Here is a 22,978-nt window from a genome sequence, read left to right on the forward strand (position 1 = left end):
CAAAATCAGCCCCACAGCCGCGCATTGCGCGGCTGTGGGGCTGATTGTCATGTGGGGGACGGCGATACGTCAAAGGGGAGGGCACAGGTGTAGCATACCCCGTCGATGTACAGGATCAGCCGGCACTCGTAGCGCCCCGCCGGGATGGGCGGCGCGGACAGGTCCACCCGGAAGGTGCCGTAAGTCCCGCTGGGGTAGTCGTACCGGGCCATGGCATCCAGCTCCGCGGGGACCTCCACGGCGCTCCCGTCGTCGGAGGTGCTCCACACCGTGTCGTAGGACGCCGCGCCGCAGTACAGGATCTGGTCCGGGTCATCCAGGGGGGAGACCTCCACGGACTGGGAAAAGGAAGCGGCCGCCTCATGCGTCCCCTGCAGCTTCCAGGTCCCGGTCAGGGCGTAGACGCCGGAGGATGGATCGGGTTGCTCCAGGGCGGCGGCCGTGAGCGTATAGCCGCCGGCCGGCTCCTCCGTGCCGCCGGTCTGGGGCGGACTGGGCGCGGGGGATGCGGTTTGGGCGGCGGAGGGGGAAACGGCATCCAGCAGACCGGGCAGATCCATCCCGGTGGCAAAGGCGACGATACCCACTACCGCCGACAGCAGCGACAGGACCACCACAACGATGTTTTTGCTCAGCTTATCCCCCATGGGGCCGCCCTCCTTTCCTCATCCGGGAAAAATACAGCAGGCGGACAGCCGCTGCTGTCCGCCTGCATGCCCGGCCATCCGCCGGGACGGCCGTTTTGTATTTCGGTTCAGTTGCAGCGCACGATGCACTTGAGGGTCTGCCCGTCCACCGTGCACGTCAGGGTGGTCTGGCCCTTGCCCACGTACTTGACGGTGCCGTCCCCCGACACGGTGGCCACGGCGGTGTTGCCGATGCTCCAGGTGGGGGTGGAGGAGGTGCCGCTCACCTTCACCTGGTAGGACTGGCCGGAGCTGAGGGTGAAGTCGCTCCGGGACAGGGACAGGGAGGAGGAGCCGGACGAGCCCGAAGAGGAGGAGGACGAGGTGACCGAGTTGTACACCAGACAGGTCTGGCTCACCCCGCCGGGCATGGTGGCCGTGATGGTGGCGCTGCCCTTCTTGGTGCCGTGGCTCACCGTGCCGTTTTCATCCACCGCGGCCACGTCGGGGTCGCTGCTGCTCCAGCTGATGGTGCCGGTGGAGCCGGCGGGCACGAAGGTGACCGACAGGGTGATGGGATCGGGCCAGCGGTCGCTGAAGGAGAACTCGGTCTTGTCCAGGGTGAAGCTGGTGGCCGTCTGGTCGGCAGGGATGGTGTCCTCCGGCATCTCGGTATCCGCAGGGGCGGTCTCATCCGTGGGCGCATCCGACTCGGGGACGGGGGAGACGCTCTCCACCGGGGCCGGCGAATCGCTGGGGAGGGTGACGTTCCCCCGGGAGACCAGGGGCTTGATGATGGAGATGACGATGATCACCGCCGCCACGATGAGGGCCAGGGAGATGATGATGCCGATGATCTTCAGCGGAGAGGGGGGCGCGCCGTAGCCGCCCCCGCGGGTGTTGGTCACCAGGCGCTTGCCGCCCCGGGCGGGGGCGTCCTCATCGTAGTCGTCCGCCTCGGGGTCCATTTCGTCACAGAACGGGCAGTGTTTATAAGTAGAGGAATAGTCCTCGCCGCAATATTCACAGTGGATCATCTCGGGCAGATTGCCTCTGCTGCGCTTAGATGCCATACCAAATCTCCTTCCGGTCGACAGATTACTTTCATTTTACACGCTGTCCGCGCCTTCGTCAACGGCGGGGCGGAAAATGTAAAGGTTTTTTAATATTTATGTCAACCAAAAGCCGCCTTGCGCCGGGGCCAAGGTTCGGATATAATAACAAAAAGAGAAACGAGGTGTTGTGACTTGAAGGGATCGCTCAGCGCCGCCGAGGTGCACCGGCAGTACAGCGAGGGGGTGGCCGCCTTCCGGGGGCAGATCGCCGACGCCGCGCTGCGGGAACGCTTCACCCGGGAGGCCGATGTGTTTTTCCGGGCCTGCGCCCTGGGGGTGTGGCAGCGGGACGGGGCCAGCCTGACCCCGCGGCACGTGGAATATTATAACGCCATCTACACCCGGGGCAACCCGGCCCCCTCCATCCTGTTCTGGGAGCTGTCCACCGCCGTAAGCGGCTACCCGGGCTTCCGGGCCCCCGACTTTTTCCCCCGCATGCGGGCCTGCGACAAGGTGGCGGGGAGCCATCTGGCCCGGCGGTTCACCGATCTGACGGTGCTGATGCTGCTGCTCTTCGCGGCGGTGGACGACGTGGTGAGCGAGGCCGAGGCCGGCTTTGTCAACGCCTGCGCCGACGCGCTGGGGACCCTGTGCGACCGGGACGGCCTGGCGGAGGAGAAGCCGCCGCTGGACGTGGGGCAGTTCGTCACCCGCCGGCCCGCCCCCGACCCCGCCCCGGCCGAGACGCCCGCCCCGCCCGCCGGCGAGGCACAGGAGGAGGCCCCCGCCCCCAGCCTGGAGGAGCTGATGGCCGAGCTGGACGGGCTGTGCGGGCTGGAGCAGGTGAAGGCCGACGTCAAGAGCCTCATCAACCTGGTGAAGGTGCGCAGGCTGCGGCAGGAGCACGGCCTGCCGGTGCCCCCCATGAGCCTGCACCTGGTCTTTCTGGGCAATCCGGGCACGGGCAAGACCACGGTGGCCCGGCTGCTGGCCGGGATCTACCGGGCCATCGGCGTGCTCTCCAAGGGGCAGCTGGTGGAGGTGGACCGGTCCGGCCTGGTGGCCGGCTTTGTGGGGCAGACCGCCCTCAAGACCGGGGAGGTGCTCCAGAAGGCGCTGGGCGGGGTGCTCTTCATCGACGAGGCCTACGCCCTGGCCAACCCCGACGCCCCCAACGACTTCGGCCGGGAGGCCATCGAGACCCTGCTCAAGGGCATGGAGGACCACCGGGACGACCTGATCGTCATCGTGGCCGGATACACCGAGCTGATGGAGCGCTTCCTCCACGCCAACCCGGGGCTGGAGAGCCGGTTCAACAAGTACTTCCACTTTGACGACTACAACGGCGCCCAGCTCATGGAGATCTTCCAGGCCATGTGCCGCAAAAACGGCTACACCCTGGACCCGGCCGGGGAGGCGTGCGCCCGGGCCCAGTTCCAGGCCCTCTACGACCAGCGGGACGAGAACTTCGGCAACGCCCGGGACGTGCGCAACCGGTTCGAGCGGGCGGTGGCCCGGCAGGCCGACCGGCTGGCCGCCCTGGAGGCCCCCGGCAAGGAGGAGCTGATGGCCCTCACCGAGGCGGACCTGAAGGAAGAGGCGTGACTGGAGAACAAAAAACAGCGCATGGCGTTTGCCATGCGCTGTTTTCTTTGTGGAAAAAGCCGCGGTCAGCCGCACTTGGAGTAGCCGCAGTCACGGCAGGTGACGCAGCCGCCCTCGTGCTCCAGCTTGGCGCCGCACTCGGGGCAGAACTTGGCCAGCTTGGCCTCGGCGGGGGTCATGCCCGGCATGGGGCAGGCCTTGGGCGCCGGGGCGATGGGGGCGGGAGCGGGCTCGTGGTTCTGCTGGGAGACCTTGAGCACCTTCTCCAGGGCCTTGGCGATGGCGTCGGGGCAGGAGGTGACGGGCACGCCCTGCTGGCGCAGGCAGGAGGGGCAGCGGATGCCCTTGAGCTGCTGGATGATCTCCTTGGGGTCCATGCCCGAGCGGATGCCCACGCTCACCAGGCGGGCGGTGGCCTCGCTCTGGCTGGGGCAGCCGCCGGCCCGGCCGGTGTTGGTGAACACCTCGCAGATGCCGTTCTCATCGTAGTTGACGGTGATGTAGAGGTTGCCGCAGCCGATGCGCACCTTCTCGGTAAAGCCCGTGGTCACCGCCGGACGGGGGCGGGGCTGGATGTGGCCGTAGGCCTCGTGGGGGGGCTGGCACTCCTCGCACACCCGGCCGGAGGACGCCTTGCCGTCGTTGACCTTGCCGATGTTGAGCACCTGCTCGCTGCGGCTGCCGTCCCGGTAGATGGTGGTGCCCTTGCACCCCAGGGTGTAGGCCAGGCGGTAGACCTCGGCCACCTCCTCCTTGGTGGCGGAGTTGGGGAAGTTCACCGTCTTGCTCACGGCGTTGTCGGTGTACTCCTGGAAGGCGGCCTGCATCCGCACGTGCCAGATGGGGGAGACGTCGTGGGCGCAGACGAACACCCGCTTGATGTCCTCGGGGATGCCGTCCACGTGGGCCAGGGAGCCCTGCTCCACGATCTGCTGCATCAGCGCCTCGGAGTACACCCCGGCCTCCACCAGCTTGTCCTTGAGGATCTGGTTGGTCTCGATGAGGTGGGTGTTGTCCATCACGTTGCGGATGTAGGCGTAGGCGAACACCGGCTCCACCCCGGAGGACACCCCGGCGATGATGGACAGGGTGCCGGTGGGGGCGATGGTGGTGACGGTGGCGTTGCGGATGGGCTTTCCGTCCTTGTAGATGCTCTCTTCAAACAGGGGGAAGGCGCCCCGCACCTCGGCCAGGCGCTCGCTCTCCTGGTGGCCGATGGTGTTCACCGTGTCCATGACCTCCCGGGCCAGGGCCACGCCCTCCTCGCTGTTGTAGGGCACGCCCATGTAGAGCAGCATGTCCGCAAAGCCCATGACTCCCAGGCCGATCTTCCGGGTGGAGCGGGTCATCTGGTCGATCTCGGGCAGGGGATACTGGTTGACCTCGATGACGTTGTCCAAAAAGTGCACGGCGGTGCGGATGGTCTTTTCCAGCTTGGCCCGGTCCAGCACCCAGCCGGCCACCGTCTTCATCAGGTGGTTGACCAGGTTGATGGAGCCCAGGTTGCAGCTCTCATAGGGCAGCAGGGGCTGCTCGCCGCAGGGGTTGGTGGACTCGATCTCCCCCTGGCTGGGCACCGCGTTGTCCCGGTTGAGCCGGTCCAGGAAGATGATGCCCGGCTCGCCGGTCTGCCAGGCGGAGGTGACGATGGCGTCAAAGACCTCCCGGGCGTTCTTCTGGCCCGTCACCCGGCCGGTGGCCGGGTCCACCAGGTCGTACATGGCGTTGTTCCCCACCGCCTCCATAAAGGTCTCGGTGATGCCCACCGAGATGTTGAAGTTGGTGATCTCGGTGGTGTCGTTCTTGCAGGTGATGAACTCCATGATGTCCGGGTGGTCCACCCGCAGAATGCCCATGTTGGCCCCCCGGCGGGTGCCGCCCTGCTTCACCGCCTCGGTGGCGGCGTTGAACACCTTCATAAAGGAGATGGGGCCGCTGGCCACCCCGCCGGTGGAGTTCACCGTGGAGCCCTTGGGCCGCAGCCGGGAGAAGGAAAAGCCGGTGCCGCCGCCGCTCTTGTGGATGAGGGCGGCGTTCTTGATGGCGTCAAAAATGTCCTCCATGGAGTCGGCCACCGGCAGCACGAAGCAGGCCGACAGCTGCCCCAGAGGACGGCCGGCGTTCATCAGCGTGGGGGAGTTGGGCAGAAAGTCCAGGTTGGTCATCATCTCATAGAACCGGCGGGCGGTGGCCACCACGTCCGCCTTGGGGTCAAAGCGGCGGTCGGCCTCGGCCACGGCGTTGGCCACGCGGCGGAACAGCCCGTCCACCGTCTCCGTGGGCTGGCCCTGCTCGTCCCGGGCCAGATAACGCCGCTCCAGCACGGCCTTTGCGTTTTCCGAAATGGGCATATAAAATCTCTCCTCCGAGTCAATTTCAGCACAAGATATTGTACCCGCGCGGAGAGGGCTTGTCAACATTTCGTTTCTTGTGGAAATGAGAAAAAATTGGTATAATGAGTGCAAACTCTTTGGGAGGCGGCGGAATGGGACGCAGACTGACATTGGAAGAGGTGCAGGCACGGCAGAGCTTTTCCCGCATGGGCTGGGCCCTGGCGGCCCAGATGGGGAGCATGCTGGCCACCCAGGTGGTCCTGACGCTGGCGGCCATGCTGCTCTGCCCCGAGGTGACGGGGCAGCCCGTGTTTTTGTGGGCAGTGACCGCCCTGTCGGCCTACGGGGTGGGCTTCCCCGTGTTTTGCCTGGTGCTGCGGGGCACGCCCGCCCCGGCCCGGCCGGCCCCCCGGCCCATGGGGCCCCTGGAGCTGCTGAAGATGCTGGCCGGGGCGCTGTGCGCCCTGTACCTGACCAATTTCCTCACCCTGCAGATCATCCAGGCCCTGGGCTACCTGCTGGGGACCACGCCGGTCAACCCGGTGGAGCAGACCACCGAGTACCCCCTGGTCCTCAACCTGGTGCTGGGCTGCCTCATCGCGCCGGTGTGTGAGGAGCTCATGTTCCGCCGGATGCTGCTGGAGCGGCTGCGCCCCTGGGGGGAGGGCTTCGCCGTGGTGGCCAGCGCCCTGTGCTTCGGGCTGTTCCACGGCAACCTGAGCCAGTTCTTCTATTCCACGGCGGTGGGCATCGTGCTGGGGATCGCGGCGGTGCGCAGCGGCAGTCTGTGGCAGTGCATGCTGCTCCACGCCGCCCTCAACGCCGTCTCGGTGGGCCTGGTGCCCCTGATGGAGATGCTGGGGTCCACGGGAGAGCTGGTGGTGGCCGGGGTGGTCATGTTCTCCATCCTGGTGGGCGGGTTCTGCCTGCGCTCGCTGTACCGGCACCTCCAGTTCCAGCCCGCCCGGCCCGACCTGCCCGCCGAAGGGCGGTGGGGCCTGTTCCTGGGCAGCCCGGGAATGATCGGCTTCTGCCTGCTGTGGGGGATGCTCAGCGCCACCTACCTCATTCAGGGATAGGCGTTGGAGTAGACCTGCCCCGCCTCCAGGGGCAGGGAGCGGGCGGCGAAGAGCTCGTCCACCGTGCAGAAGAGATAGCCCTGGGCGTGGAGCTGATCCACGATCTCCAGGGCGGCGTCCACCGACTCGGGATAGATGTCGTGCATCAGGATGATGCTCCCGTCCCGGCAGGCTGACACCACCGCCTGCACCACCCGGTCGGCGTCCCGGTCCTTCCAGTCCTCCGGGTCCACCGACCACAGGATGATGGGGCACCCCGCCCACTGCTTCACGCTCTCGTCCAGCAGGCCGTAGGGCGGGCGCAGCAGAAAGTCGTTGTGGCCCAGCGTCTGCTTGAGCAGCGCCCGGGTGGTGTCCACCTGGGCGCTGAAGTCTGCATGGTTGAGCTCGGTGAGCTCCACGTGGTCGAAGGTGTGGATGCCGATCTGGTGCCCCTCCCGGTCCATGCGCTGCACCACGTCCTGCTGGTATTCCACCTGGGAGCCGATGAGGAAAAAGGTGGCGTGCACCCCCCGCTGGGCCAGCCCGTCCAGCAGGCGGGTGGTGGTGGCGCGGCGGGGGCCGTCGTCAAAGGTCAGGGCCACCAGCTTGGGCTCCTCCGGCAGCTCCACCACCGCGTCCACCGTCCGGGCCGGGCCGCACCCGGCCAGCGCAACAAAAAACAGCAGCGCGGGCCAGAGGGCCGCGCGCCGCCGGAAAATCTGCTTCATCCCATCCGCCGCCTTTCTCCACGCCGTTTGTGCTAGTATGTGCGGCGCCGGGAGGGATTTACGCTGTAAAAATTGTCATTGCGCCCGGGGGTCCGGGTCGCTCGAAACCGAGAGCAGGTAGTCGTAGTAGGGCAGCAGGAAGTCGTACCCCTCCAGCAGCAGCTCCACCAGCTCATGGCTGCGGAGCACCGGCTCGTGGGGGGCGTCGTGGGAGAGAGCCAGGTTCTTTTTGTTGTACCAGGGGGCCAGCAGGGGCGAGGGGGCCGGCTTGGGGCGCTTGTAGTCCTCCCCCTCCAGGGCAAAGCGGTCCTGGGCGGCAAAGCGCCGGGCCAGACGCTCCATGGGGGCCGGGTCCCGGTCCATGCGGGCACGGAACTTGGCCATGGTCACCGCCGGCGCCTGCCAGAAGCCCATGCCGCAGGACCAGCCCTCCGGGGCCAGCTCGAACCAGAACACCGGCTCGGCACAGCCCTCCTCATGGGGGCGCACCAGGCTCAGCCACAGATGGTCCTTGTAGGGCCCCCGGCCGAAGAGCCGCCGGGCGTCCCGGTAGATGCGGGAGACCTTGCAGACCAGCGGCCGGTCGGGGTGGCGGTCGGTGAAGCCGGCGTACACCTCGTCGGCCAGGGCCTTCATGGGCTGCTGGAAGTGGAGCTGGTACTCCTGCTTGTGGGCCTCAAACCAGGTCCGGTCGTTGTTGAAGCGGATGCCCCACATGAAATCCACGGTGGCATCGGAAAAACCTTGAAACATGGACATGCTCCTTTGTCTGACACAGCAGGGCCCCCCGCCCGGAGCGGGGGGCCCTGTTTGCTGCGGTTATGGGGTAGGGGAGGCGGCGGTCTCCACCGGCTCCATGCCTGGGCCGGAGGAGGTGGCCGGTGTGGCCTCCGGCGTGGCCGTGGCTGCCGGCGTCGGCGTAGCCTCCGGCGTGGCTGTGGCTGCCGGGGTCGGCGTAGCTGCCGGGGTGGGGGTTGCCGCCGGGGTAGCGGTGGCCTCCGGAGTCGTGGTGGCCGAAGGCGTGGGGGTCGCCGCCGGGGTCGGCGTAGCCGCCGGTGTGGGCGTGGCCGTGGGCGTCAGGGTCTGCAGGCCGGTGGCCGGGTCGATGCCCCACAGGGCCGCGTCGGCCGGGTTGTAGAAGTAGACCGCGTCCCGGGCCGAGAAGGTGTCCACATGGATGACGGTGTCGCTGATGACGTTGCCGTTGGCGTCCCGCAGGCGCTGGTGGACCTCCACCTTCTTGCCGGTATAGGCCGTCCGCTCCGGGTCCTTCTGGGGCTTGGAGCCCTGGGGGACCGAGCTGTTGGGCTCATAGAGGGTCTTGGGCTGGATGGTGCTCAGCACCACCGAATAGGGGTCGCCGTAGATGCCGGTGGTGTTGGTGCCGTAGATGGTCACGTTGCAGTAGCGCACGCCGCTGCTGGTCTTGGTGAGGGACGCCTCGATCTTGATGGGGTAATCGGTGTTGTTCTTGAACTTGAAGTCCAGCGAGTCGCTGTACACCGTGGCGTCCAGTCCGGGATAGGGCAGGTAGCCCACGTCGTACTTGTGCTTGGTGCGCTCCACCGTCTCCAGGTTGGCCTTCAGGGTGGTGTAGTAGATGGTGGAGGAGAGCTGGCACACGCCGCCGGCCCAGGTGTCGCTGGTCTTGCCGCTGACGTAGGCGCCCGCCTTCTCATATCCGCCGGCCTGGGAATAGGGGCCGCACAGCTCGTTGTAGGAAAAGACCTCCCCGGGCAGCAGGATGGTGCCGTTCACCCGCTGGCAGGCCAGATCCACGTTGTGCCAGCGGGAGGAACCGCCCGCCGTCCGGGTGGAGGACTTGCCCAGCACGTCCTTGAAGAGGTTGGCCTCCAGATCCGCGGTGGTGATCTTGGGCTCCTCCAGGGTGACGGGCACCTCCACATCAGTGCCCTCCTCCGCCGCGTCCACCAGATCCTTGGCCTGCTCGGCCGAGAACGTCACGCCGGTGACCGAGGCGACGATCTGCTTGGTCTCCTTATCTAAGTAGGCGTCGGCGGGCTCGGTGCAGATCGCGTCGTGGATGGCGTCAAAGTCCGGGTCGGCCGGAGGGGCGGTGGTGACCTGGGCCTCGATGGGCTCCAGCGCGCCGGTGTCCCCCTCCAGAAGCAGCTGCTCCAGCTGCTCGGTCAGGCGGGTAGTCAGATCGGCGGTGTCGATGGTGCGCCCGGTGACTCCCTTGTGGAAAATCAGCTGGTTGTCGGTAAAGTCCCAGGTGGTCTGAGCCTCCGGGTCGGAGCACTCCTCCACCGCCTGCTCCACCGCAGCGGGGGTGCCCTGGAAGGAGAGGGGCACCTGGTAGCGCCCGCCCCCGGCCAGAGCGGTCAGATACCGCAGGCCCCGGCCCAGAAAGCCGGTGAACTGGTCATTGGCGGCCTGCTCCACCGCCGCGTCCACGTCGGCCACGGCGTCGCCGCCCGACTGGGTATATTCCTTCCCTTCACAGGTAAAGCTTACGCTCAGCCCCGCCAGCCGCTGGGGCAGCTGGGCGCTGAGGGTCTCGGCCGCCTGCTGGGCGGTCTGGCCGCTCACGTCCACCCCGCCGATCACCGTGTGGGGCAAAAAGCTCCCGCTCCCGGCCAGGGCGCACAGGCCCGCATAGCCCGCCGCCGCCACCAGGACCAGGGCCAAAAGCACGATCAGGATCACCCGACCGCCCCGGCCCGCCTTGCCGGCGACCCGTTTTCCATCCCGTTTTTCCATGCACATCAACTCCCAACATCCAGGGGATGCAAACGTTCCATTTTTTCCCGCACCTCCCGGCGGGAGGTTGCAGTTGTCCCTATTATAGGGCGTTCCGCGGCAAAATGCAATTACAGAACGGTAACATGCCCATCGAAGGAAAACGCTTTACACCGCGCCCATTTGGCGGTATGATAACAGAGTACGCAAAGAGATACCACTTCATCTTTCATGTTTTTTAAAGAAGTTATTCAGCAAAACTTTAACACTTCTGTGTTAAAATCACAGTTAGACGGACAGACCTCGGGAAGGGGAGGGGTACCATACATGGCATATTACGACAATCCGAACCGGAACGATTCCGGGGATCTCATCTACTGGATCGTGACCATCGTCCTGCTGGTCAGCATCTGGCCGGTGGGACTTTTCCTGCTGCTGCGCAAGCTGATGGGCGGAGGCCGGCGGCGCAAACATCCCTATGACATCCGCCGGGAGAGCGCCGGGCCGGTCCCGGGCACCCAGGGCATGGGGCGCGGCCCCGCCCGGCAGAAGACCCCGGCGATGAGCGGCAAGCCGGGCAAGGGCCTCACGGTGGCGGGCATCGTGGTGGCGGTGATCTTCGGCATCGCCCTGACCAGCCTGCCGGCGGTGGCCCTGAGCGAGGGGCTGATTCAGGCTCTGGCCATCATGTCCCCGGTGATCGGCTTTTTCTGCGGCGGCCTGGCCATGATCTGGGCGGGCACCCAGCGCAGCAAGAAGGCCCGGCGCTTCCGCAAGTACCTGGCCCTTATCGGCCGGCGGGAGAGCATCTCCATCACCACCCTGGCCCAGGCCATGCCCGTGTCGGTACACAAGGCCTGTGACGATCTGCAGGAGATGCTGGACAGCGGCATCCTGGAGGCCGGGTATCTGGATATGTCCACCGGGCGGCTCATCCTCAGCGACGAGGGCCTGCCCGAGGAGGAGCCCCCCGCCCCCCAGAGCGAGGAGGACGAGGAGGAAACCCTGGACATGAGCGACGACAACGCGGTGCTGGGGGAGATCCGCCGGCTCAACGACGACATCGACGACCCGGTGATGAGCCGCAAGATCGACCGCATCGGGGAGATCACCGGCAAGATCTTCGCCTACCAGAAGCAGAACCCCGGCCGGGCCGGACAGCTGAACAGTTTTCTGAGCTACTACCTGCCCACCACCCTGAAGATCCTGCGGGCCTATGCCCGCATGGAAGAACAGGGCGTGGAGGGGGAGAACATCCGCTCGGCCAAGGAGCGCATCGAGGGTATGATGGACAAAGTGGTGGAGGGCTTTGAAAAGCAGCTGGACCGCCTGTTCCAGGACGACGCCATGGACATCGCCACCGACGTGCAGGTGCTGGAGCGGATGCTGGAAAAGGACGGCCTCTCCGGCGGCGGCGGTATGACCCTGGGGGGCTGACACGACCTATAAAAGAGCAAAAGCGGCGCGGCCCACGGGGCCGCGCCGCTTTTTGGTCCGGCTGGGAGAACTTCACAAACTGTTCATGACAGGGTCAAAAACGGTCCACCATTGCCGGGCGGGGAAGTGCTATTCTATAACCACAGCCGAGGAACACGAAAAAAAGATCCGCTGCCGGGAGCGTGCGAGGAAAAATGCCATCCAGAGCGTGCTCAAACCACCGGAAGATCTTTTCACTGCCCCCGGGCTGAGGGGGCAGACAAACAACAACACGCGGCCGCGTGTGAGAATAGATCAAAAACGACCCGGGAAGCGGCAAGCTCCCGGGTCGTTTTTTCGTTGCGGATCAGGCCCCACAGGCGTGAAGCAAATCCAGATTGGTTTTCCCCGGCGACATGTGCGTCGGGGAAAACACCTCTCAGCCCGCAAGTGTGGAATGTGGCCGCCGGCGGCGGACCATTCTGCGCGCGGCGGGCTGCATCTGACTCGGAAAAGCGGCGCAGCCGCTTTTCCGACAGTCTCAGCCCTTGACGATGGCGGCGGTGTCCATGGCGATCATGAGCTCCTCATCGGTGGGGATGAGCAGCACCTTCACCTTGGAGTCGGCAGCGGAGATGACGGTCTCCTTGCCGCGGGTGTTGTTGGCCTCGGCGTCCATCTTCACGCCCATGAACTCCAGACCGGAGGCCACGGCCATGCGGGTGGCGGCGTCGTTCTCGCCCACGCCGGCGGTGAAGACGATGGCGTCCACCCCGCCCATGGCGGCGGCGTACGCGCCCACCAGCTTCTTCACGCCGTACTGGAAGGCCTCCAGCGCCAGCTCGGCACGCTGGTTGCCCTGCTTGGCGGCGTCCTCAATGTCGCGGAAGTCGGAGGACACGCCGGAGATGCCCAGCACGCCCGACTTCTTGTTGAGGATGTTCATCATTTCCTTCATGTCGTAGCCGTACTTGTTCATCAGGTACTCCAGGATGCCGGCGTCCAGATCGCCGGAGCGGGTGCCCATGGGCACGCCGGCCAGGGGGGTGAAGCCCATGGAGGTGTCCACGCTCTTGCCGCCGTCCACCGCGGCCACGGAGGAGCCGTTGCCCAGGTGGCAGGTGATGATCTTCAGCTCCTCAATGGGCTTGCCCAGCATGGCGGCCGCACGGGCGGACACATAGCGGTGAGAGGTGCCGTGGAAGCCGTAGCGGCGGACCTTGTCGGTCTCATAGTACTCGTAGGGCAGCGCGTAGATATAGCTCTTGGCGGGCATGGTCTGGTGGAAGGCGGTGTCGAACACGGCCACCATGGGCACGCCGGGCATGACCTTCTCGCAGGCCTGGATGCCGGTGATGTTGGCCGGGTTGTGCAGAGGGGCCAGAGGGATGCACTCCTCCAGCGCGGCCATCACGTCGTCGGTGATGCGCACGGAAGAGGCGAACTTCTCCCCGCCGTGGACCACGCGGTGACCCACCGCGTCGATCTCCGCGGCGCTCTTGATGACGCCGTGCTCGCTGGAGAGCAGCGCGTCCAGCACCGCCTGGATGGCCTCGGCGTGGGTGGGCATGGGGATCTCAAACTCATACTTGGCGTCCTTGGCGGGCACCTTGTGGGTCAGACGGCCGTCGATGCCGATGCGCTCGCACAGGCCCTTGGCCAGGACCTCACGGGTCTCGGGGTCCATGAGCTGATACTTCAGGGAAGAACTGCCGGCGTTGATGACCAGAACTTTCATTGGATCGATCTCTCCTTACTAAACTATGACTTGTGGGCATACTGCTCTTATAGTAGAATAGGAACACATATCACATTTATTTTAGCCCCTTTTCCGCGAAAGGACAACCCATATTTTAGAAAGAATCGGGGAAATTTTTCGCCCCTGTGTTTGGAGGAACCGCCATGCCCACCGCCGGGATCGTCGCTGAATACAACCCCTTCCACCTGGGCCACGCCTTCCACCTGGCCCGGACCCGCTCCGCCCTGGGGGAAGGCGGGGCGGTGGTGTGCGTCATGAGCGGCCACTGGGTCCAGCGGGGGGAGTGCGCCCTGGCGGACAAGTGGACCCGCGCCGCCCTGGCCCTGGAGGGCGGGGCCGACCTGGTGCTGGAGCTGCCCACCCCCTGGGCCATGGCCTCGGCGGAGGCCTTCGCCCGGGGGGCGGTGGGCCTGCTGGCGGCCACAGGGGTGGTGGATGTGCTGTCCTTCGGCAGTGAGGACGGGGAATTGGACCCCCTCCGCGCCGCCGCCGCCGCCATCGACGCGCCCGACTACCCCCAGAAGCTCCGCTCCGCCCTGGACCGGGGCCTCTCCTTTCCCGCCGCCCGGCAGGCGGCGGCCGGGGCGGCCTGCCTCTCCGCCCCCAACAACAACCTGGGGGTGGAGTACCTGCGCTCCCTCAATGCCCTGGGCAGCGCCATCACCCCCATGACGGTGGCGCGCCGGGGGGCGGGCCACGATAGTACGGGACATCTGGACGGCTTCGCCTCGGCCTCCCACATCCGGGCCCTGCTGCGGGAGGGCAGGACGGCGCAGGCCGCGCCCCTGCTGCCCGCCGGGGCCCTGGAGGCGCTGGGGGAGCCCGCTTCCCTCGCCTGGGCCGAGCGGGCGGTGCTGGCCCGGCTGCGCACCATGGGGGAGGGCGACTGGGCTGCCCTCCCCGACGGCGGCGGTGCGGAGGGGCTCCCCGCCCGGCTGGTGCGGGCGGCGCGGGAGGCCCGTACCCTGGAGGAGTTCTACACCCTGGCCAAAACCAAGCGCTACCCCCACGCCCGGCTGCGGCGGCTGGCGGTGAGCGCCTTTCTGGGCCTGAACAAAGAGGACCGCCCGGCGGCGGTCCCCTATGTGCGGGTGCTGGGGCTCAACGGGCGGGGCCAGGCCCTTTTGAAGCGGATGAAGCAGACCTGTGCCCTGCCGGTGCTCACCAAGCCCGCCCAGGCCAGGGACCTGGACGGCCCGGGCCGGGCGCTCTTTGCCGCGGAGAGCCGGTACACCGACCTCTTCGGCCTGTGCTTCCCCACCCCCAGGCCCTGCGGGCTGGAGTACACCACCAGCCCCGCCGTGCGGCCCTAGCGAAAAACCGCGCCCCGGACCACTCTGGTCCGGGGCGCGGTGCGTTTACTCGATGTGCACGTGGTTGTGGATATGCTCCGAGCAGTAGCAGTAGTAGCCGTTGCACTTGGAGCAGTAGCGGAACTCCTCGTCGGGGTAGTCGGTGTCGGTCTTGCCGCAGACGGCGCACTTGTGGATGTAGCCCTTCTGCTGCTGGGCCTTTTTGGTGGCCTGGCGGAAGTTCACCGTCTGGCGGGAGTGGCGGTACTGCACCCGGCCGAAGCGCTCCATGAGGTCCGACCAGAAGAAGAGCACGTAGTTGGCCACCGCCACCAGGGGCAGCAGGCAGAGGAACCACATCCCCACGGAGAGATAGCGGGCGCACTCAATGACGAACAGGGCCGCGTCCAGCCAGGCCAGCCACTTCACCTTCACCGGGATGACGAAGAAGAAGAGCACCTGCAGATCGGGATACAGGGTGGCGAAGGCGAAGAACATGGACATGTTCACATAGAACATGTTGATGAGGCTGCCCGCCCCCCACAGGCTGAGCACAAAGCCGCAGGCCAGGGTCAGCAGGGCGCCCACGCCGTAGAACACCGTGAACTTGGTGGTGCCCCACTCCCGCTCCAGGGTGGTGCCCACGAACCAGTAGAAGTACAGCGAGAGCAGGAAAAACAGGGCGTTGGAGGAGTCCAGCGGCAGAAACAGGAAGGTGACCAGCCGCCACACCTGCCCGTGGAGAATGGCGCTGGGGGAGAAGGTGAGCAGCATGGACAGGGTCCCGCGGCTCAGGGTATCCAGCAGGTAGACCACCGCCTGCAGGATGACCACGTATTTCATCAGGCCCGGAATACCCAGCTGGGGATGCCGGCTGGAAAACCGGTCCAGCCAGGTGTCAACCGATCGTCTCAAACAAGATTACCTCCCAAGATCAGGTGATGTCCAGTGTAGCAGACACGGGGGCGGAATGTACGAACAAACTGTAAACTTTTCGTATCCGTTATTTCAGTACCTTGCGCAGCTTGTCCTTCATACCTGGGGTGAGGACCTTGGCCGCCGCCCGGTAGGGCAGGGAGGGCAGGGCCAAAAAGCGCTTTTCCACATCCGGGAAGGGCAAGGTGGAAAACGCGGCGAAAAAGGCCGCGCGGCGGGGGTTGGCCTTCAGGGGGCTCTTGAGCCGGGGATTGCCGGCCACCGCCTCCTCCACCGGACGCTCCACCTGGCCGAAGCGGGGGGAGAGTGCGTCAAAGACCCGCTGCCCGCGGGCGCTGTTCACCAGCACCATGGACACGCCCTTGTCCCGCTCCACCGGCAGGGAGAGCTTGGGGTCCAGGCCCCAGTAGTCGGCCAGGGTGAAGTCGGCCGGGCGGCTGGTGCTGGTGTACTGGCACCGGGCGCAGGCCGGGCGCAGGAACAGCTGCATGCCGAAGCCACGGCCGTAGGGCGTGCGGTTGAAGTCCTCGGTGTAGCGGCTGCCGTTGTCAAATTCCACCGTGAGCCAGGGGTGGGACCAGCCGTGGGACTTGTCCTTGAAGCGCACGCCGGTGACCTTGGCCCCACGGTCGGCCTCCAGGCGGTCCAGCCAGGCGCGGAACACCGCCGGGGAGGGCACCCCGTGGCACACCAGATCGCAGGTCAGCAGCTGCTCATACTCCCGGCCCAGGTACCGCTTGAGCCCGTCCACCTGGCAGGGTACACCGGAGAAGAGCACCGGCGTGCCCGCCTCCAGCAGCTGCTTTACCTGCCGGAAGCAGTCCCCCAGCTGGCTCTGCACATACTTGGAGCCCCGCATGGGGGCCAGCTCCGCCTCGCTGCGGGCGCAGACGTGGCGGGCGGTCATGTCCTGGTCCAGCACCGTGCCGAACACCGCGCCCCCCTGGCGCAGGGTGTACCGGGCCAGCAGGGAGAAGAAGCCGCCCGAGGAGCTCTGCACCCGCTCCCCCTCGTCCAGGTTCCACACCGCGTGGGCGCAGGCGGGGGCGGGGCCGGGCAGCGGGGGATGCAGGGGGGGACAGACCTGCTCGCACTTGCGGCAGAGGATGCACGCCTCCCCCACCGACGGGCGGAGGAAGCCCTCGTGGTCGGGGCGCATGGTGATGGCGTTCACCGGGCAGACCGAGGCGCAGGCCGTGCAGCCGGTGCAGTCCTCGCTCTTGCACAGCATGGGCCGGTCCGGAGCGGCGGGCGCGGGCTCCTCCGGCGGCAGCTCGGCCCCCTCCACCGCCGCCTTCAGGTAGGCCAGCGAGTCGGCCCGGGCGGCGGAGAGCTTCTCATACACCGCGGCGTAGTCCATGGGCGTGCCCACCGGCGCGGTCTCCTCCAGACCGATGATCCGGTCGGTGCACCCCAGGCGGGAGAGCAGGCTGTAGATGCGGGAGAAGGTGGGCTCCGCCCGCTCCTTGGGGGACATGGAGGTGAAAAAGTCCTTCTGGAACTGCAGGGAGAAGGCCGCCCCGTGGAAGGAGTTGGTCACCACGGCGCGGGCGTCCCGGAACAGGGCCAGAAATTCCCGGGGGCCGGCGTCAAAGACGATCTCGTGGGCGCCGTCGATCTTCCGCCGGGCGCCGGCCAGCTGCACGATGGGCCAGCCGGTCTGCTTGGACAGGGCCAGGGCGTAGGGCGCGGCCTCCCCCGGGTCGGAGACGAAGTAGCACAGGATATAGGGCCCCTGCCGCCGCTGGGGATTGGCCAGCTTGCCCCAGTCCTCCCCGGTCAGCAGCAGGGTGGGGTCCAGCACCACCCGGGCGTCCCGGCCGGCGGTCTCCCGCAGCAGCACCTGCCCCCGCTTCTCCCGCACGGACAGGGCCGAGAAGGGGGCCACATACTCCCGCAGCTGCCGGCCCTTGTCCTCCGGCAGGGAGGGCACCCCCAGGCTGGGGGCGTAGGCGATGCGCCGCCCCTCCCGGACGAAGGCCAGCAGGAAGGAGGGGTCGAACTGCTTGTCGGCGAAGATGAAGGGGTTCCAGATCTGGTCGCTGCCCGACACATACACGTCGTACGCCGGCGGGGCGGCCTGCAGCTGGGCAAAGGAGGTGTACCGGGTGGGGGAGAGGTCCATCTCCCGCGCCACAAACTCCTCAAAGCGCTCGTACCGGCGCTGGAAAGCGGCATAGTGCAGGGCGGTGTGGGCGTCCGAGGCCAGCGCCCGCACCGAGGCGCTCTTCTTGAACAGCTGGTTGGTGCGGGTGGTGTGGGGCAGGCGGTAGTCGATGATCTCACACTCGTGGCCCAGGTTCTGGATGGCCTTCATGGTGGCCAGTGCCTGGAGCTGGGCCCCGTAGTGGTGGGCAAAGTGGAAGGTGATAAGTCCCGTGCGCATGAAGCTCACTCCTAATTACATACGTCGATATCGTCTCAGTATACCATACGCCGGGGCAAAAGTATATCCCGGAATTGCCTGCCAGAGCCCCCGTTAGACATTCTGGGCATTTTGTATGAAAATCAAACACAGGTCCGGATTTTGTCTATGGCGTTGCGGGCGCGCATGCTTTATGATACAATCATTCTGTATAGCCCCAGCCAAGAAGGAGCGTGCATATCCATGAGCTTACCGGCCCGGCTCAGGGCATTTGGGGTCGCCAGGGCGCTGGACTATCTGGAACGGGACCCGGACGCAAACCTGCCCAAGCTGATGGATTGGGTGGACAAATACGCCGGAGGGCGCCTCGCGCCGCCCTATGGGGATCTGTTTCACCAGATCATGACCGACCCGGACAACAACTGGCACCGCCTGATCAAAAGCCTGTATACCGACATCGACAACCGGGTACTGAAAAAACTCTTTGAAAACTTCATCATCCACGGCCGCCTGCTGGAGTGGCCGGAGCGCAACGCCGCCGGGGAACTGGATCAGGACCGGGCCCCCTGGGCCGTCATCATCGACCCGTCCTTCCCCTGCGCCATGGACTGCGCCGGCTGCGGAGCCTCCATCTACGGGGTGCGCCCGTCCATGGAGTTCGACCGCCTGGACGAGGAGATCGAGATGCGCAAGGCCGGCGGCTGCCACCTGTTCATCTTCAGCGGCGGCAACCCCCTGGCCCGGCAGGAGGAGATCATCGCCCTGTGCAACAAGCACACCGACTGCGTCTTTGCCGCCTTCACCCCGCCGGCGTCCATCACCCCCGCCCTGTGCGAGGACCTGCTGCGGGTGGGCAACCTCTTCCCCGCCATCCAGGTGGACGTGGACCCGGAGGACGCCATGCGCGCGGCCGGGCTGCTGCGCCGGGACCGGCTGCCCTTCGGCGTGGCCTGCCGCTGCACGGCGGAGAACGCCGAGCGGGTGGCCACCGAGGCATATTACGACCGGGTCATCACCACCGGGGCCAAGTTCTGCTGGTTCTTCTCCTGCCCGGCCTACGGAACGGCGCCCCCCGCCAGCGCCGAACAGCTCACCGACATCCACCGGCGCGTGCGCGCCTTCCGCAGGACCAAGCCCCTGCTGACCCTGGATTTCTGGGACGGGCCCAGCCCTTCGGCGGCCGCGCCCAAAGGAGGAAACATATGAGTATCGTAAAAGATATGGCCCTGGCCCCGTCCGGCCGGAGAAAGATCAGCTGGGTGCGGGACTTCATGCCCGCCCTGGGGGGCATCGAGGCCCGCTTTGTCAAGGAGCAGCCCTTTGCCGGGCTGCGGGTGGCGGTGTCCGTCCACCTGGAGGCCAAGACCGCCAACCTGGGCTATGTGCTCGCCAAGGGCGGGGCCGAGGTGCGGCTCACCGGGTCCAACCCCCTGTCCACCCAGGACGACGTGGCCGCCGGCCTGGCTGACCTGGGGGTGGAGACCTTCGGCATCCACGGCGCTTCCGCCGAGGAGTACGAGAGCCACCTCATCGAGACGCTGAAGTTCAAGCCCCACCTCATCGTGGACGACGGGGGAGACCTCATTCACCTGCTGGGGGGCAAGTGCGCCGAGCTGGGGGAGAACCTGATCGGCGGCTGCGAGGAGACCACCACCGGCATCCTGCGCCTGAAGGCCCGGGAGCGGGAGGGCATCCTGCCCTGCCCCATGATGGCGGTCAACGACGCCAAGGCCAAGCACTACTATGACAACAAGTACGGCACCGGCCAGAGCGTGTGGGACGCCATCATGCACACCTCCAACCTGGTGGTGGCCGGCAAGACCGTGGTGGTGGCCGGCTACGGCTGGTGCGGCAAGGGCGTGGCCATGCGGGCTTCCGGCATGGGGGCCAACGTCATCGTCTGCGAGGTGGACCCCTTCAAGGCCCTGGACGCCACCATGAACGGCTTCCGGGTGATGCCCATGGACGAGGCCGCCAGGTACGGCGACATCTTCGTCACCGTCACCGGGTGCAAGGACGTCATCGTCCCCCGGCACTTCGCGGTGATGAAGCACAACGCCATCCTGACCAACGCCGGCCACTTTGACTGCGAGGTGGACGTGGCCGGACTGGCCGAGATGGCCGTCAAGCGGGAGGTCCGCCGGGACAACATCGAGGGCTTCACCCTGCCCGACGGGCGGGTGCTCAACGTCATCGGTGAGGGGCGGCTGGTGAACCTGGCCGCCGGCAACGGCCACCCGGCGGAGATCATGGACATGTCCTTCGCCGTCCAGGCCCTGGCCCTGGAGTGGCTGGTCAAGCACAAGGACGGCCTGGAGAAAAAGGTCTACCAGGTGCCCGCCGAGATCGACGACGAGATCGGCCGGGTGAAGCTGGCCGCCATGGGCCTGGCCATCGACACCCTCACCCCCGAGCAGGTGGACTACCTCAACGGCTGGAAGGCGTAAACGATCCCTTTACACAAACTGGGCATTTTGTCTATTGCAAAACCGGGCGAAAGCCGGTAGAATAAGCCACAGTCAATTGAATATGCCTTATCAAGAGCGGTGGAGGGAACGGCCCGATGAAACCCGGCAACCTGCAATGCAAGGTGCCAAATCCGGCGAGAACATCGAAAGATGAGGATGGATGAGCTCCGCGCGCTCCGCCATCCGGCGGAGCGCGTTTTTGCGCTCGACACAGAAAGGAAGGAAGTTCTATTATGGCACACCGTCTGTTTACCTCGGAGTCCGTTACCGAGGGGCATCCCGACAAAGTCTGCGACCAGATCTCCGACGCCGTCCTGGACGACATCCTGGCCGCCGATCCCACGGCCCACGTGGCCTGTGAGACCTTCACCACCACCGGCATCGTTACGGTGATGGGCGAGATCACCACCAAGCACTACACCGACATCCCCTCCATCGTCCGCCGCACCGTGGAGCGCATCGGCTACACCGACCCCGCCTACGGCTTCGACTACCGCTCCTGCGCCGTCATGACCGCCATCGACGAGCAGTCCCCCGACATCGCCATGGGCGTCAATGAGTCCTACGAGCTGCAGGAGGGCGGCACCGACGAGGCCGACCGCATCGGCGCCGGCGACCAGGGCATGATGTTCGGCTACGCCTGCGACGAGACCGAGGAGCTCATGCCCGCCCCCATCTCCATGGCCCACAAGCTCTCCCGCCGCCTGGCCGACGTGCGCAAGTCCGGCCAGCTCAAGTGGCTGCGCCCCGACGGCAAGAGCCAGGTCACCGTGGAGTACGGCGACGACGGCAAGGTGCTCTCCTGCCCCGCCATCGTGGTGTCCACCCAGCACGACCCCGACATCGCCCTGAAGGACCTGCGGGAGGCCGTGGTGGAGGAGATCATCAAGCCCGTCATCCCCGCCGAGTACATCACCAAGGACACCAAGTTCTTCGTCAACCCCACCGGCCGCTTCGTGGTGGGCGGCCCCGTGGGCGACACCGGCCTCACCGGCCGTAAGATCATCGTGGACACCTACGGCGGCGCCGCTGCCCACGGCGGCGGCTGCTTCTCCGGCAAGGACCCCACCAAGGTGGACCGCTCCGCCGCCTACATGGCCCGCTACATCGCCAAGAACCTGGTGGCCGCCGGCCTGTGCCGCAAGTGCCAGATCGAGCTGGCCTACGCCATCGGCGTGGCCCACCCCGTCAGCGTGCTGGTGGACACCTACGGCACCGGCGTGCTCAGCGAGGAGCAGCTCTCCGAGATCGTCAACCGCCACTTCGACATGCGCCCGGCCAAGATCATCGAGAAGCTGGACCTGCGCCGGCCCATCTACGAGCAGACCGCCGCCTACGGCCACTTCGGCCGCACCGACATCGATCTGCCCTGGGAGCACACCGACCTGGTGGAGACCCTCAAGAGCTATCGGTAAGCACGGGAAAAGCCGGTTGATTTCCCGGCGGATTTCCGGTACAATGATAAGCGCGGAGCGCGGCTCCGCGCTTATCTTTTTGAAAAGGGGGGTATCCTTCATGATGAAGGTGCTCTATCTGCTCAACTTCGCCGGTAAGGCGGGCACCGAGCGGTATGTGGAGACCCTGGTGAAATACCTGTCCGCCGACGGACTGGTCCAGCCCTTCTTCGCCTACAACGAGGGCGGACTGCTGGTGGAGCGGCTGGAGAGCATGGGCGTGCCCTGCCGCCGGGTGGAGATGCGCCGCCGCTTCGACAAAAAGGCCGCCAGACAGCTGGCCGAGCTGTGCCGGGAGTGGGACATCGAGCTCATCCACTGCCACTACCTGCGGGAACACTACACCGCCCTGCTGGCCAAAAAGTACAACCCCAAGATCCGGGTGGTCTACACCAACCACTTCGTGCTGGCCAACGACTTCGTCACCCGCTTCTCCAACCGCATCATGGACAAGCGCCAGGACCAGATGATCGCCGTGTGCAACAAGGGGAAGGAGCAGCTCATCGCCAACGGCTGGAGCGGGGACCGCATTCAGGTCATCTTCAACGCCGTGGATCTGGACGCCTGGGCCGGGGACCGCTCCGAGTCCACCCTGCGCGCCGAGCTGGGCCTGCCTGAGGACCGGTTCGTCATGCTGTGCGCCTCCCGCTTTGCCGACGACAAGGGCCACAAGTACCTCATCGACTCGGTCAAGCGCCTGACCGAGCTGACGGCGGTGCCCTTCACCCTGGTGCTGGCCGGGGACGGCCCCCTGCTGGAGCCCACCAAGCAGCAGGTGAAAGAGCTGGGGCTGGAGGAACAGGTGAAGTTCATCGGCTTCCGCAAGGACATCAAGAACCTCTACAAGGGCTCCGACCTGTACGTCAACTCCTCCCGGCACGAGGCCCTGTCCTTCCTCATCATCGAGGCCATGGCCGCCGGGCTGCCCGTCATCGCCACCGACATGGGGGGCAACTCCGACATCGTCAACGACGAGGCCGGCTGCGGCATGCTGGTGGAGTACGACAACCCCGACTCCATGGCCGTGGCCATGAAGTGTTTCCTGGAGGACCCGGCCTTCGCCGCCCGCTGCCGGGAGAACGCCCGCAAGACCATCGAGGACAAGTTCGAGGTCCACAAGATGGCCCGGGCCACCTACGGCGTCTATGAAAAGGCGCTCCACGACTGATTCCAAGGA

The 22,978-nt window shown here is 66.3% G+C and carries 17 protein-coding genes and 1 riboswitch; of the genes, 8 read left to right on the forward strand and 9 right to left on the reverse strand.

Annotated features, from left to right (window positions below; translation table 11 throughout):
• Positions 1 to 47 precede the first annotated feature (47 nt).
• Together WMO45_RS12230 and WMO45_RS12235 are read right to left on the reverse strand one after the other, a co-directional pair.
• Entirely contained in the window at positions 48 to 647 is a 600-nt protein-coding gene (locus tag WMO45_RS12230; protein ID WP_349141078.1) for a hypothetical protein, read from the reverse strand.
• Between the two features lie 107 nt (positions 648 to 754).
• Entirely contained in the window at positions 755 to 1,699 is a 945-nt protein-coding gene (locus WMO45_RS12235; protein WP_349141079.1) for an Ig-like domain-containing protein, read from the reverse strand.
• Positions 1,700 to 1,873: 174 nt separating this feature from the next.
• On the opposite strand from WMO45_RS12235, the gene WMO45_RS12240 reads away from it, so the two are divergent.
• Complete coding sequence (locus WMO45_RS12240; RefSeq protein WP_349141080.1) at positions 1,874 to 3,286, forward strand: AAA family ATPase; 1,413 nt, start codon at positions 1,874 to 1,876, stop codon at positions 3,284 to 3,286.
• Positions 3,287 to 3,351: 65 nt separating this feature from the next.
• On the opposite strand, the gene WMO45_RS12245 is transcribed toward WMO45_RS12240, so the two are convergent.
• A complete protein-coding gene (locus WMO45_RS12245) occupies positions 3,352 to 5,637 on the reverse strand; it encodes a vitamin B12-dependent ribonucleotide reductase (RefSeq protein WP_349141082.1) in 2,286 nt (761 codons plus the stop codon).
• Between the two features lie 134 nt (positions 5,638 to 5,771).
• Between WMO45_RS12245 and WMO45_RS12250 the strand changes: the two genes are divergently transcribed.
• A complete protein-coding gene (locus WMO45_RS12250; protein WP_349141083.1) occupies positions 5,772 to 6,698 on the forward strand; it encodes a CPBP family intramembrane glutamic endopeptidase in 927 nt (308 codons plus the stop codon).
• On the opposite strand, the gene WMO45_RS12255 is transcribed toward WMO45_RS12250, so the two are convergent.
• The 3 genes from WMO45_RS12255 to WMO45_RS12265 all read right to left on the reverse strand — a co-directional run bounded on the left by WMO45_RS12255 (position 6,689) and on the right by WMO45_RS12265 (position 10,132).
• Complete coding sequence (locus tag WMO45_RS12255) at positions 6,689 to 7,408, reverse strand: polysaccharide deacetylase family protein (RefSeq protein WP_349141084.1); 720 nt, start codon at positions 7,406 to 7,408, stop codon at positions 6,689 to 6,691. The two genes, WMO45_RS12250 and WMO45_RS12255, sit on opposite strands and share 10 nt — an antisense overlap.
• A 75-nt stretch (positions 7,409 to 7,483) precedes the next feature.
• A complete protein-coding gene (locus tag WMO45_RS12260) occupies positions 7,484 to 8,161 on the reverse strand; it encodes a DUF2461 domain-containing protein (protein WP_349141085.1) in 678 nt (225 codons plus the stop codon).
• A gap of 66 nt (positions 8,162 to 8,227) precedes the next feature.
• Complete coding sequence (locus tag WMO45_RS12265; protein WP_349141086.1) at positions 8,228 to 10,132, reverse strand: VanW family protein; 1,905 nt, start codon at positions 10,130 to 10,132, stop codon at positions 8,228 to 8,230.
• Between the two features lie 306 nt (positions 10,133 to 10,438).
• Here WMO45_RS12265 and WMO45_RS12270 point away from each other — a divergent pair, with 306 nt between their 5' ends.
• Positions 10,439 to 11,548, forward strand: a complete 1,110-nt coding sequence (locus tag WMO45_RS12270; protein WP_349141088.1) for a 5-bromo-4-chloroindolyl phosphate hydrolysis family protein — start codon at positions 10,439 to 10,441, stop codon at positions 11,546 to 11,548.
• 520 nt (positions 11,549 to 12,068) lie between these two features.
• On the opposite strand, the gene WMO45_RS12275 is transcribed toward WMO45_RS12270, so the two are convergent.
• Positions 12,069 to 13,265, reverse strand: coding sequence for an acetate/propionate family kinase (locus WMO45_RS12275; RefSeq protein WP_349141089.1), 1,197 nt, complete (start codon positions 13,263 to 13,265; stop codon positions 12,069 to 12,071).
• A gap of 164 nt (positions 13,266 to 13,429) precedes the next feature.
• Here WMO45_RS12275 and WMO45_RS12280 point away from each other — a divergent pair, with 164 nt between their 5' ends.
• Positions 13,430 to 14,599, forward strand: a complete 1,170-nt coding sequence (locus WMO45_RS12280) for a tRNA(Met) cytidine acetate ligase (RefSeq protein WP_349141090.1) — start codon at positions 13,430 to 13,432, stop codon at positions 14,597 to 14,599.
• A gap of 45 nt (positions 14,600 to 14,644) precedes the next feature.
• Here WMO45_RS12280 and WMO45_RS12285 read toward each other — a convergent pair whose 3' ends face one another.
• Positions 14,645 to 15,493 carry a rhomboid family intramembrane serine protease gene (locus WMO45_RS12285; RefSeq protein WP_349141091.1) on the reverse strand — a complete coding sequence of 283 codons (849 nt, stop codon included), beginning with the start codon at positions 15,491 to 15,493 and terminating at the stop codon, positions 14,645 to 14,647.
• A gap of 88 nt (positions 15,494 to 15,581) precedes the next feature.
• Entirely contained in the window at positions 15,582 to 17,900 is a 2,319-nt protein-coding gene (locus WMO45_RS12290; RefSeq protein ID WP_349141092.1) for a polysaccharide pyruvyl transferase family protein, read from the reverse strand.
• 222 nt (positions 17,901 to 18,122) lie between these two features.
• On the opposite strand from WMO45_RS12290, the gene WMO45_RS12295 reads away from it, so the two are divergent.
• The 4 genes from WMO45_RS12295 to WMO45_RS12310 all read left to right on the forward strand — a co-directional run bounded on the left by WMO45_RS12295 (position 18,123) and on the right by WMO45_RS12310 (position 22,969).
• A complete protein-coding gene (locus WMO45_RS12295; RefSeq protein ID WP_349141094.1) occupies positions 18,123 to 19,085 on the forward strand; it encodes a radical SAM protein in 963 nt (320 codons plus the stop codon).
• Positions 19,082 to 20,326 carry an adenosylhomocysteinase gene (locus WMO45_RS12300; RefSeq protein ID WP_349141095.1) on the forward strand — a complete coding sequence of 415 codons (1,245 nt, stop codon included), beginning with the start codon at positions 19,082 to 19,084 and terminating at the stop codon, positions 20,324 to 20,326. The genes WMO45_RS12295 and WMO45_RS12300 overlap by 4 nt, the downstream gene beginning before the upstream one ends.
• A gap of 84 nt (positions 20,327 to 20,410) precedes the next feature.
• Positions 20,411 to 20,504, forward strand: a riboswitch (SAM riboswitch).
• 76 nt (positions 20,505 to 20,580) lie between these two features.
• Positions 20,581 to 21,762, forward strand: coding sequence for a methionine adenosyltransferase (metK, locus tag WMO45_RS12305; RefSeq protein ID WP_349141096.1), 1,182 nt, complete (start codon positions 20,581 to 20,583; stop codon positions 21,760 to 21,762).
• A 100-nt stretch (positions 21,763 to 21,862) separates the two neighbouring features.
• Entirely contained in the window at positions 21,863 to 22,969 is a 1,107-nt protein-coding gene (locus tag WMO45_RS12310) for a glycosyltransferase family 4 protein (protein WP_349141097.1), read from the forward strand.
• Positions 22,970 to 22,978 lie beyond the last annotated feature (9 nt).

The sequence above is a fragment of the Flavonifractor hominis genome, assembly GCF_040095835.1.
In the GTDB taxonomy this organism is placed as follows: domain Bacteria; phylum Bacillota; class Clostridia; order Oscillospirales; family Oscillospiraceae; genus Flavonifractor; species Flavonifractor hominis.

Excerpts from the sequence above, each read along its gene's own strand:
- WMO45_RS12230 (WP_349141078.1), bottom strand. The coding sequence starts at position 647 with ATGGGGGATAAGCTGAGCAAAAACATCGTTGTGGTGGTCCTGTCGCTG.
- WMO45_RS12235 (WP_349141079.1), bottom strand. The coding sequence starts at position 1,699 with ATGGCATCTAAGCGCAGCAGAGGCAATCTGCCCGAGATGATCCACTGT.
- WMO45_RS12245 (WP_349141082.1), bottom strand. The coding sequence starts at position 5,637 with ATGCCCATTTCGGAAAACGCAAAGGCCGTGCTGGAGCGGCGTTATCTG.
- WMO45_RS12250 (WP_349141083.1), top strand. The coding sequence starts at position 5,772 with ATGGGACGCAGACTGACATTGGAAGAGGTGCAGGCACGGCAGAGCTTT.
- WMO45_RS12255 (WP_349141084.1), bottom strand. The coding sequence starts at position 7,408 with ATGAAGCAGATTTTCCGGCGGCGCGCGGCCCTCTGGCCCGCGCTGCTG.
- WMO45_RS12260 (WP_349141085.1), bottom strand. The coding sequence starts at position 8,161 with ATGTTTCAAGGTTTTTCCGATGCCACCGTGGATTTCATGTGGGGCATC.
- WMO45_RS12265 (WP_349141086.1), bottom strand. The coding sequence starts at position 10,132 with ATGGAAAAACGGGATGGAAAACGGGTCGCCGGCAAGGCGGGCCGGGGC.
- WMO45_RS12270 (WP_349141088.1), top strand. The coding sequence starts at position 10,439 with ATGGCATATTACGACAATCCGAACCGGAACGATTCCGGGGATCTCATC.
- WMO45_RS12275 (WP_349141089.1), bottom strand. The coding sequence starts at position 13,265 with ATGAAAGTTCTGGTCATCAACGCCGGCAGTTCTTCCCTGAAGTATCAG.
- WMO45_RS12280 (WP_349141090.1), top strand. The coding sequence starts at position 13,430 with ATGCCCACCGCCGGGATCGTCGCTGAATACAACCCCTTCCACCTGGGC.
- WMO45_RS12290 (WP_349141092.1), bottom strand. The coding sequence starts at position 17,900 with ATGCGCACGGGACTTATCACCTTCCACTTTGCCCACCACTACGGGGCC.
- WMO45_RS12295 (WP_349141094.1), top strand. The coding sequence starts at position 18,123 with ATGAGCTTACCGGCCCGGCTCAGGGCATTTGGGGTCGCCAGGGCGCTG.
- WMO45_RS12300 (WP_349141095.1), top strand. The coding sequence starts at position 19,082 with ATGAGTATCGTAAAAGATATGGCCCTGGCCCCGTCCGGCCGGAGAAAG.
- metK (WP_349141096.1), top strand. The coding sequence starts at position 20,581 with ATGGCACACCGTCTGTTTACCTCGGAGTCCGTTACCGAGGGGCATCCC.
- WMO45_RS12310 (WP_349141097.1), top strand. The coding sequence starts at position 21,863 with ATGATGAAGGTGCTCTATCTGCTCAACTTCGCCGGTAAGGCGGGCACC.